The organism is Kitasatospora sp. NPDC029367 (assembly GCF_055569135.1).
Map to the genome: position 1 here is coordinate 66,297 of NZ_JBVHYH010000021.1, position 9,404 is coordinate 75,700.

The window sequence follows — 9,404 nt, forward strand, 5'->3', positions numbered from 1 at the left end:
GTGGACGCCCCGCCCGGCCAAGCCCCCGCGACCAGGGCGGCTGCCGGTCGTCCGGGCCGATGGTGGCGACCCGCCGGGTGGCGGGGGTACGGGCCTTGCGGGGCCCGGCCGTCGGGGCCGCCGGGGCCGTCGTGCGTGTCACCGGGTGAGTGCCGTAGAGCTGGACGGCGGGGGCGGTGGACAGCCGGGGCGGTCGGGCGGATCATCGTCAGGAAGCCGACCCAGGGGGAGAGTTCATGAGCATCAGCAGTGCCGTCCGCGCCGCCGCGGTGGCCGCCGTCGTCGGGTTCGCCGTGCTGGCGGCCGGTGCGGGGCCGGCCGCCGCGACGGGGGCTCCGGACACGGGCAACACCTACCCCGCCTTCGTGGTGCAGGCCGGGGATCCGGTCTCCGGTCAGGTCTCCGGTCAGGTCTCCGGTCAGGCCGCCGGTCAGGTCGGCGCGCCCATCCGGTAGCCCGTCGAACCGACGCACCCCGGGGCCGGCCCGTCAGTCGCGCGGTTCCGCGTACCAGCGCCAGTCGGTGCGGAGGGGGCGGTCGGGGAGGGTGGCGCGGCCGGTGGCCCACAGGAGGGTGGGCCAGGGGGCGGCGGTGCGGGGGACGTCGGGGAACAGGCGGTCCAGGGTGCGGGTGCAGAGCTCGGCCGGCGGTTCCCAGCGGAGGCCGAGGCCCTGGGTGACGTCGTGCAGGTGGACCAGGGTCTCGACCAGGCTCATGGCGACGAAGCCGCTCGGGTCGGCGAGGCCCCAGGGGTGGTACGCGCGGGCCTGCGGCGGGGCGACCCGGGCGATCGCGACCATCAACCCGCCACTGGCGTCCAGGACTTCGAGCAGCCCAGGGACGCCGTCGGCCGGGTCGGCGCGGACGAAGTTGTTCGGGCCGCCCGGGGCGCGGCGGGTCGCCACGAAGGGCACGTACCGGTCGCGGGGCGGTCGGGCGGGGCCCAGCTGGGCGGCGTAGGCGAGGAGGTCGTCGGCCAGGTGCTCGACGGTCTCCCAGCAGCTCCAGTCGAGGGCGCCGGCGGGCCGGGACCAGTCCGCGTCCGCCGGGGCGCCCGCGAGGGCGTCCACGGCGAGGCGGAGGGCGAGGGCCAGGTCGTCCGGGGTCGGTGAGTCGATCATGGGCCGGACGCTAGCAGCGGCTGCGGGGCGGCGGCCACGGAAGGCGCGGCGCAGGCCGTCGGTGTCCGAGTCGTTCACGGCTTTCGGCCCGCAGGACGCGGCTGTCAGTGGCAGCGGGTAGCCTCACCTGATCGAAGAGCTCCAGGGAGGGATGCCCGTGACGGTCCCCGCACCGCAGCACCCGGACCGGCCCGCCGGCTGGGTCTCCACCGGCCTGAGCTGGCACGAAGGCCGGGCCCTGCTCTGCGCCGTGCGCGGCGCCCGGGTGCACGAGCGCGCCGTGGCGCCCGGTACGGAGGTCGGCTGGCTGCTCGGCGGCCCGCGCCGCTGCGTGGGTGCCTGGCTGGCCGGGGCGACGGAGCGCACGCCCTGCCCGCACCACGCGGTGGTCGACCCGGGCGGCAGCGCCACCCAGTGCCCCGCCTGCCAGAGCGTGGACCGCGGCCTGGCGCTCGCCCGGGACCAGATCCTCGACGACGGCCGCACCTACCTGCTCTACCTCGCCTGGTTCGGCGAGGGCCTGTTGAAGGTCGGCCTCACCGCCGAGCAGCGCGGCGACAGCCGGCTGCTGGAACAGGGCGCGCTGGCCTACGCGTTCACCGCGCGCGGCGGCCTGCCCGCGGTGCGCCGCGCCGAACTCACCGTCGCCGCCTCGGGCCTGGCGCGAGAGCGGTACAAGTCCCGGCTCAAGACCGACCACTGGTGGTCGCACGGCGACGCCCCGTACCGCCGCGCCGTGCTGACGGAGGCCCGCGCCCGGGCGCACCGGCTGCTGGACGGGCACGCCGTGGAACTGCTCGCGGACCGCCCGGTGGTGGACCACGTGGAGCGCTACGGCCTGGCCGGGGGCGCCCCGGAGGCCTACCGGGAGGTCACCGGACTGGCCGCGGGCGCGGTGATCGCCGGTACGCTGCGCCCGCCGGTGGGGCGCCACCTCTTCCTGGACCAGCCGGACGGCTCCGGCCCGCTGCTGCTGGACACCCGGCGGCTGACCGGCTGGACGCTCACGCCGGTGGCCGGCCGGGCCTCGGCAGGGCTGGTGCTGGAGGAGCGGGTCCGCCCGCCGGAACCGGACACCCAGGAGGCGCTGTTCTGAGCACGCGCGCCTGCGGTACTTCGCCTGCGGTGCCTGACGGGGCCCTCGGAGGAGCGGCTCAGCCCAGCTTGCCGCGCACCCCGCCCGGACCGGAGCGCGCCCGCCGGGACAGCGGCGGACGGGACGGGCGGACGTCGGCGCGCCCGGCGGAGACCGGCTCGGCGGCCTCGGCGGCGCGCCGGGCCAGCGCGGCCCGGGCGGCGGCCAGCGCGACCCGGGCGAGCAGCGGGTCCTCCCGAAGGCCCGCCGCGCGCTTGGACGTCTGACAGGAGGAGCACCAGACCGGCGAGGCCGGCCCGTCCGGATAGACCATGCCCTCCGGCGGCAGGTAGTGCCCACCGCACTCGACGCACTCGAAGCACAACCTCATCCGACGATCACCGTCCCGGATCCGTGGCACCGACCGCACGGCGACCAGAAGGTGTGAACGCTGGGCACCATGCTTCCTTCCTCGTCCAGTTCGACCGTTGCCTCGGTCTTCTGGGTCCCCCCGGACCCGCCGCAGCCGGAGCAGGACTGAACCTCGGGCATATGCCGTCCTTCCCTCGCGGAGCACCACCGTAGCGCGATTTTCCGTCAGGAAGCACCGAGCGCGGCGTTCCACCACTCGTTCGGGGAGCGCGAACTGCCCTCGCACGCCCCGGAGAAGGGCGTCCCCCGTGGAACCGGAGGGTCGGAGAGCGGGATCGCGGTAGCACGGCGTCGGCCCCTCGCCTGAGCACCAGAGCGAGGGGCCGACCGTCTCGGGGAGGGGGGTCAGCCGCGGGCGGCCCGCAGGAACTCCCGGTTCATGGCCGCGATGCTGGGCAGCGGGATGCCCTTGGGGCAGGCGGTGGCGCACTCGCCGGTGTTGGTGCAGCCGCCGAAGCCCTCGGCGTCCATCGCCGCGACCATGTTCCGCACCCGGGCGGAGCGCTCCGGCGCGCCCTGCGGCAGCACGTTGAGGTGCACCACCTTGGCGGAGGTGAACAGCATCGCCGAGCCGTTCGGGCAGGCGGCCACGCAGGCGCCGCAGCCGATGCACTCGGCGTGCTCGAAGGCGGTGTCGGCGGCCTCCTTGGGGACGGGCGTGGCGTGCGCGTCGGGGGCGCTGCCGGTGGGGGCGGTGATGTAGCCGCCGGAGCCGATGATCCGGTCGAAGGCGGAGCGGTCCACCACGAGGTCCTTGACCACCGGGAAGGCCGAGGCCCGCCAGGGTTCCACGTCGATGGTGTCGCCGTCCCGGAAGTGCCGCATGTGCAACTGGCAGGTGGTGGTGCGCTCGGGGCCGTGCGCCTGGCCGTTGATGACCATGCCGCAGGCCCCGCAGATGCCCTCGCGGCAGTCGTGGTCGAAGGCGACCGGCTGGTCGCCGCGGGTGATCAGTTCCTCGTTGAGGGTGTCGAGCATCTCCAGGAAGGACATGTCCGGGCTGATGCCGCTGACCTGGTAGGTGGTCATCGAGCCGGGTGCGTCCGGGCCCGCCTGGCGCCAGATGCGCAGGGTGAGGTTCATGCGTAGCTCCGCTGGGTGGGGTGGACGTGTTCGAACTCGAGGTGCTCGCGGTGGAGGACGGGCGCCTCGCCGGTGGCGGTGAACTCCCAGGCGGCGGCGTAGCTGAAGTCCTCGTCGCGCCGGGCGGCCTCGCCGTCGGGGGTCTGGCTCTCGGTGCGGAAGTGGCCGCCGCAGGACTCGGCGCGGTGCAGCGCGTCCAGGCACATCAGCTCGGCGAGCTCGAAGTAGTCGACCAGCCGGTTGGCCTTCTCCAGCGACTGGTTGAGCTCCTGGCCGGTGCCGGGCACCTTGATCCGGCGCCAGAACTCCTCGCGCAGCTGCGGGATCCGGGCCAGGGCGCGCTTGAGGCCGGCCTCGTCGCGGGCCATCCCGCACTCGTCCCAGAGCAGTTCGCCGAGTTCGCGGTGGAAGGAGTCCGGGGTGCGGTCGCCGCCGACGGAGAGGATCAGGTTGAGCCGGTCCTCGACCTCCGCCTCGACCTCGGTGAGCACCGGGTGGTCGGCGGGCACGGCGGCCACCGGGTTGCGGGCCAGGTAGTCGTTGATGGTGGGCGGCAGCACGAAGTACCCGTCGGCCAGGCCCTGCATCAGCGCGCTGGCGCCGAGCCGGTTGGCGCCGTGGTCGGAGAAGTTGGCCTCGCCGATCGCGAACAGGCCCGGGACGCTGGTCTGCAGGTCGTAGTCGACCCAGAGCCCGCCCATCGTGTAGTGGATCGCCGGGTAGATCCGCATCGGCACCCGGTACGGGTCCTCGGCGGTGATCCGCTCGTACATGTCGAAGAGGTTGCCGTACTTGGCCTCGACGGCCTCCCGGCCCATCCGGCGGATCGCGTCGGCGAAGTCCAGGTACACGCCCTGGCCGCCGGGGCCGACGCCGCGGCCCTCGTCGCAGACGTTCTTGGCGGCCCGGGAGGCGATGTCGCGGGGCACCAGGTTGCCGAAGGAGGGGTAGATCCGCTCCAGGTAGTAGTCCCGCTCCTCCTCCGGGATCTGCCCGGGCGGGCGGGTGTCGCCCTTGGCCTTGGGCACCCAGATCCGGCCGTCGTTGCGCAGCGACTCGCTCATCAGGGTGAGCTTGGACTGGTGGTCGCCGGAGCGCGGGATGCAGGTGGGGTGGATCTGGGTGAAGCACGGGTTGGCGAAGTAGGCGCCGCGCCGGTGGGCTCGCCAGATGGCGGTGGCGTTGGAGTTCTTGGCGTTGGTGGAGAGGTAGAAGACGTTGCCGTAGCCGCCGGTGGCGAGGACGACCGCGTCCGCGGTGTAGGAGCGGATCTCCCCGGTGACCAGGTCCCGGGCGACGATGCCGCGGGCCCGGCCGTCGACCACCAGCAGGTCCAGCATCTCGGTGCGCGGGTGCATCTCCACGTTCCCGGCGGCGATCTGCCGGGAGAGCGCCTGGTAGGCGCCGAGCAGCAGCTGCTGGCCGGTCTGGCCGCGGGCGTAGAAGGTACGGGAGACCTGCACGCCGCCGAAGGAGCGGGTGTCCAGCAGGCCCCCGTACTCGCGGGCGAAGGGGACGCCCTGGGCGACGCACTGGTCGATGATCTCCACCGACACCTGGGCGAGCCGGTGCACATTGGACTCGCGGGCGCGGAAGTCGCCGCCCTTGACGGTGTCGTAGAACAGCCGGCGGACGGAGTCGCCGTCGTTGCGGTAGTTCTTGGCCGCGTTGATGCCGCCCTGGGCGGCGATCGAGTGGGCCCGTCGCGGGGAGTCCTGGAAGCAGAACTGGACGACGTGGTAGCCCTGTTCGGCGAGGGTGGCGCCGGCCGCGCCGCCGGCCAGGCCGGTGCCGACCACGATCACGGTGTGCTTGCGCCGGTTCGCCGGGTTGACCAGCTTGGCGTCGAACCGCCGCTGGTCCCAGCGCTGTTCGATCGGCCCGGCGGGGGCCTTGGTGTCGGCGATCGGCTCGCCGACGGTGTAGTCGACGTACGTGCTGCTCACTTCACCACTCCGAACATCACGGCGAGGGGGACGGACAGGAAGCCGACGGTCAGCAGGAGCGCCAGGCCGTTCGCGCTCAGCTTGAGGACCTTGTCGCGGCGGGCGTTGTTGGCGCCGAGGGTCTGCGCGGCGCTCCAGAAGCCGTGCCGGATGTGGAAGCCGAGGGCCACCACCGCGAGGATGTAGAACACGTCGCTGTACCAGCGGCCGAAGGTGCCCACGACGTTCTGGTAGACGTGGCCGTGCTCGGCGACCGGGTTCACGGTGAGCGTGGTGAGGTCCAGGATGTGCCACACGATGAACAGCCCGAGGATCACCCCGCCCCAGCGCATGGTGCGGGTCGCGTAGCTGGCCCGGCGGCGCTGGTGCACGTACTTGCTCGGGCGGGCGGCGAGGTCCCGGCGGCTGAGCTGGTACGCGGAGACGCCGTGCAGGACGACGGCGGCGACCAGGCCGACCCGGGCGATCCACAGGAACCACTCGTGGCCGAGGAAGGGCTGGCCGATGGTGCGCAGCCAGGCCGCGTAGCCGTTGATGTCGTCGGGGCCGAAGAAGACCTTGAGGTTGCCCAGCATGTGCGCGACCAGGTACAGCAGCATCGCCAGTCCGGTGACGGCCATGACCGCCTTCTTGCCGACGGTCGACCGCCACAGGGTCACCAGGGTGGACGGATGCCGGGCCGTCCGAGTCGCGGTTGTCATGGCAGCAACGGTAGGGACGGTCGCCAGGGTGCGTCCAAGACATGCTGCGGCTGGTGACGATAGCCGGGGCCTATCGTCGCGGCTTACCCTGGCCGTGTGCAGCTCCAGCAACTCCGCTACTTCCTGGCCGTCGCCGAGACCCGGCACTTCACCCGGGCCGCCGAGGCCGAACACGTCGCCCAGCCCTCGCTCTCCCAGCAGATCCGTTCGCTGGAACGGGAGTTGGGTGCCGAACTGTTCCACCGCACCCGGGGCAACATCGCCCTCACCGACGCCGGGGACGCCCTGCTGCCGCTCGCCCGGCGCATCCTCGCGGACACCGAGAGCGCCCGCCTCGCCGTCCAGGAGACGGTCCAGCTGCGCCGCGGCCGGGTCCGGCTGGGCGCTCCGCCGAGCCTGTGCACCAGCCTGGTGCCGGACGTGCTGCGGGTCTTCCGGGACCGCTACCCGGGCGTCGCGCTCGGGGTGCGCGAGGGCGGCTCGCGCGACCTGGTGCGCTGGCTGGCCGCGGGGGAGCTGGACCTCGCGCTGATCATCACCCCGACCAGCGGGGAGGCCGCGCCCGCCCTCGCCGTCACCGAACTGCTGCACGAGGCGCTGGTGCTGGTCTCGGCCGAGCGTCCGGGCGGCGAGCGTCCGGGCGGCGAGCGGCGCCGCCGGCGCACCGTACGGGTGGCCGAGCTGGACGGGCGGCCGCTGGTGATGTTCCGGGAGGGCTACGACGTTCGGGAGGCGGCCCTGGCGGCCTGCCGGGCGGCGGGCTTCGAGCCGGAGTTCGCCGTGGAGGGCGGCGAAATGGACGCGGTACTGGGCTTCGTCCGGGCCGGGCTCGGGCCCGCGATCGTCCCCGGCATGGTGGCGGCCCGCTCGGGGCTGACCGTCACGCCCTTCGCCGGACCGGGCCTGGGCCGCACCATCGCCGTCGCGCACGGCCACGAGGTGCCGCTCACCCGCGCCGCCGAGGCCCTGCGCGCCACCCTCCTGACACACCTGCGCGAGGCCGCCCGCTCCGGCGAACTCCCGCCCGGCACACGGCTGTTGCTGCCGTAAGGTCCGAGTCCGTACTCCTGGGCGAGGATCGACGAGAGCAGCGAGGCGGGGCGTTGTGCCGGACACCGTCGAGGGAGCCGGCACACCGGGGCTCCGCGAAGCGGGTGACGTCCGGTACCGGCATCAGCGGCCGGTGTGGCAGGGTGGGCGGCGCGGCGGAGGCCTCGGGCCGCATCCCGGCGATCCGGTCCGGTGCGGGCCGGTCCGTGACCTGGCGGTCCGGAAGCATCTGCCGCTCGGTGAGTTCTCCGAGCGACGCGGCGCCCGAGCGCTCCGTTCGTCAGGTCATGGCTGTTTCCTCGAAGGGATGGGTTCGGTGGGCTTGAAGCTGGGCGTGGCGGTGCTGACCATGGGCACGCGGCCGAAGGAACTGGCCGAGCTGCTGGCCTCGGTGGAGATGCAGACCGTCCCGGCCGCGAAGGTCGTGGTGGTCGCCCAGGGCTGCCCGCTGCCGGAGCTGCCGGCGTGGGTGGAGGGCGTGGAGCTGGCCGAGAACCTCGGGGTGACCGGCGGCCGGAACGTGGCGCTGGAGCAGCTGCGGGACGTGGACGTGGTGATCGACCTGGACGACGACGGCCTGCTGGTCGCCGACGACGTGTTCGCGAGGATCGAGTCCCAGTACGAGGCCGACCCCCGGCTGGGCGTGGTGTCCTTCCGGATCGCCGACGAGACCGGGCTGACCCAGCGCCGCCACGTTCCCCGGCTGCGGGCCGGTGATCCGATGCGCGGTGGCGAGGTGACCAGCTTCCTCGGCGGCGGCCATGCGCTGTCGACGAGGATGCTGCGACAGGTCGGGGGCTGGCCGGACGCGTTCTTCTTCGCGCACGAGGAGACCGACCTGGCCTGGCGGGCGCTCGACGCGGGCTGGCGGGTGCTGTACGTCCCGGAGCTGCTGCTGCAGCACCCGCGGACCAGCCCGACCCGGCACGCGTTCTTCTACCGGGTGAACGCCCGCAACCGGGTGTACCTCGCGCGCCGTCACCTGCCCGCGTTGCTGGTCCCGGTCTACCTCGGCGTGTGGGTGGCGCTCACCGTCGCCCGTACCAGGAACGCGAGCGGGTTGAAGGCGTGGTTCTCGGGCTTCGCCGAGGGCTGGCGCACCCCGTGCGGTCGGCGCAAGCCGATGCGCTGGCGCACGGTGTGGACCATGACCCGACTCGGCCGGCCCCCGATCATTTAGGGCCTGTCCGACAAGCCCTGTGCCGCAGCCGCCCGGCCGGGCCGGGTACGGAACGACGGACCGGCCCCGGGCGGGTGCCCGAGGCCGGTCCGTCAGGTGTGTGGTCAGGCCGGCAGCACGGCCTCGATCGCGGCGATCAGCTCGGCCGACTCCGGCTCGGTCCGCGGCCGGATCCGGGCGGCCACGGTGCCGTCCGGCGAGATCAGGAACTTCTCGAAGTTCCAGCTGACGTCACCGGCCGCGCCCTCGGCGTCGGCGACCTCGGTCAGCTGCTGGTACAGCGGGTGCCGGTCGTCGCCGTTGACGTCGATCTTCTCGAACAGCGGGAAGCTCACGCCGTAGGTGGTGGAGCAGAAGCTCTGGATCTCCTCGGCGCTGCCCGGCTCCTGCCCGGCGAACTGGTTGCACGGGAAGCCCAGCACGGTGAACCCGCGCTCGGCGTACCGCTTCTGGAGGTTCTCCAGCCCGGTGTACTGCGGGGTCAGTCCGCACTTGGACGCGACGTTGACGAGCAGCAGCGCCTTGCCCTTGAAGTCGCCCAGCGAGGTGGGCTCGCCGGCCAGGGTGCGCAGCGGGATGTCGTACAGGCTCACGGTGGTGGTCCTTTCGGCAGGTTGGCAGCGGGGTCTCGCCCGGGCACACCGTAGCGGCCCCGGACGGCTCAACCGTGCCGGCGCCGCCGGTGTTCCGCGGGGGCGGGGGGGGGGGGGGGGGGGGGGGCGCCCCCCCCCCCCCCCCCGGTAAAAGGCACGCCGGATTGCCGTGTGTGTGTTAGTGTCGGGGGGGGGGGGGCAGTTCTTTTCCCCGCTCCCCCCT

General features: G+C 73.6%; 10 protein-coding genes. 4 read left to right on the top strand and 6 right to left on the bottom strand.

Translation table 11 applies throughout. From position 1 onward, the window contains the following. Positions 1–236: 236 nt before the first annotated feature. Positions 237–455 carry a hypothetical protein gene (locus ACZ4W5_RS14375; RefSeq protein ID WP_465654603.1) on the top strand — a complete coding sequence of 73 codons (219 nt, stop codon included), beginning with the start codon at positions 237–239 and terminating at the stop codon, positions 453–455. Between the two features lie 33 nt (positions 456–488). On the opposite strand, the gene ACZ4W5_RS14380 is transcribed toward ACZ4W5_RS14375, so the two are convergent. Beyond that, positions 489–1,121 (bottom strand): maleylpyruvate isomerase N-terminal domain-containing protein, encoded by a 633-nt coding sequence (locus ACZ4W5_RS14380; protein WP_465654605.1) that lies wholly within the window; start codon positions 1,119–1,121, stop codon positions 489–491. Between the two features lie 157 nt (positions 1,122–1,278). Here ACZ4W5_RS14380 and ACZ4W5_RS14385 point away from each other — a divergent pair, with 157 nt between their 5' ends. After that, positions 1,279–2,217, top strand: coding sequence for a DUF2797 domain-containing protein (locus ACZ4W5_RS14385; protein WP_360230702.1), 939 nt, complete (start codon positions 1,279–1,281; stop codon positions 2,215–2,217). A 58-nt stretch (positions 2,218–2,275) separates the two neighbouring features. Here ACZ4W5_RS14385 and ACZ4W5_RS14390 read toward each other — a convergent pair whose 3' ends face one another. From ACZ4W5_RS14390 to ACZ4W5_RS14405, 4 genes are all read right to left on the bottom strand, one after another. Then, positions 2,276–2,587, bottom strand: coding sequence for a hypothetical protein (locus ACZ4W5_RS14390; RefSeq protein ID WP_360230704.1), 312 nt, complete (start codon positions 2,585–2,587; stop codon positions 2,276–2,278). A 386-nt stretch (positions 2,588–2,973) separates the two neighbouring features. Beyond that, complete coding sequence (locus ACZ4W5_RS14395) at positions 2,974–3,711, bottom strand: succinate dehydrogenase/fumarate reductase iron-sulfur subunit (protein WP_360230706.1); 738 nt, start codon at positions 3,709–3,711, stop codon at positions 2,974–2,976. Continuing rightward, positions 3,708–5,657 carry a fumarate reductase/succinate dehydrogenase flavoprotein subunit gene (locus ACZ4W5_RS14400; protein WP_465654608.1) on the bottom strand — a complete coding sequence of 650 codons (1,950 nt, stop codon included), beginning with the start codon at positions 5,655–5,657 and terminating at the stop codon, positions 3,708–3,710. The genes ACZ4W5_RS14395 and ACZ4W5_RS14400 overlap by 4 nt, the downstream gene beginning before the upstream one ends. Next, a complete protein-coding gene (locus tag ACZ4W5_RS14405) occupies positions 5,654–6,358 on the bottom strand; it encodes a succinate dehydrogenase cytochrome b subunit (RefSeq protein ID WP_465654609.1) in 705 nt (234 codons plus the stop codon). Before ACZ4W5_RS14405 ends, ACZ4W5_RS14400 begins: the two co-directional genes overlap by 4 nt. Positions 6,359–6,454: 96 nt before the next feature. On the opposite strand from ACZ4W5_RS14405, the gene ACZ4W5_RS14410 reads away from it, so the two are divergent. Beyond that, entirely contained in the window at positions 6,455–7,408 is a 954-nt protein-coding gene (locus tag ACZ4W5_RS14410) for a LysR family transcriptional regulator (protein ID WP_465654610.1), read from the top strand. 307 nt (positions 7,409–7,715) lie between these two features. After that, a complete protein-coding gene (locus ACZ4W5_RS14415; protein WP_465654612.1) occupies positions 7,716–8,588 on the top strand; it encodes a glycosyltransferase family 2 protein in 873 nt (290 codons plus the stop codon). Positions 8,589–8,692: 104 nt separating this feature from the next. Here the strand turns inward: ACZ4W5_RS14415 and ACZ4W5_RS14420 are convergent, their stop codons facing one another. Continuing rightward, on the bottom strand, positions 8,693–9,181 hold the full coding sequence (locus tag ACZ4W5_RS14420) for a glutathione peroxidase (protein ID WP_360230716.1): 489 nt from the start codon (positions 9,179–9,181) through the stop codon (positions 8,693–8,695). Between the last annotated feature and the right edge of the window lie 223 nt (positions 9,182–9,404).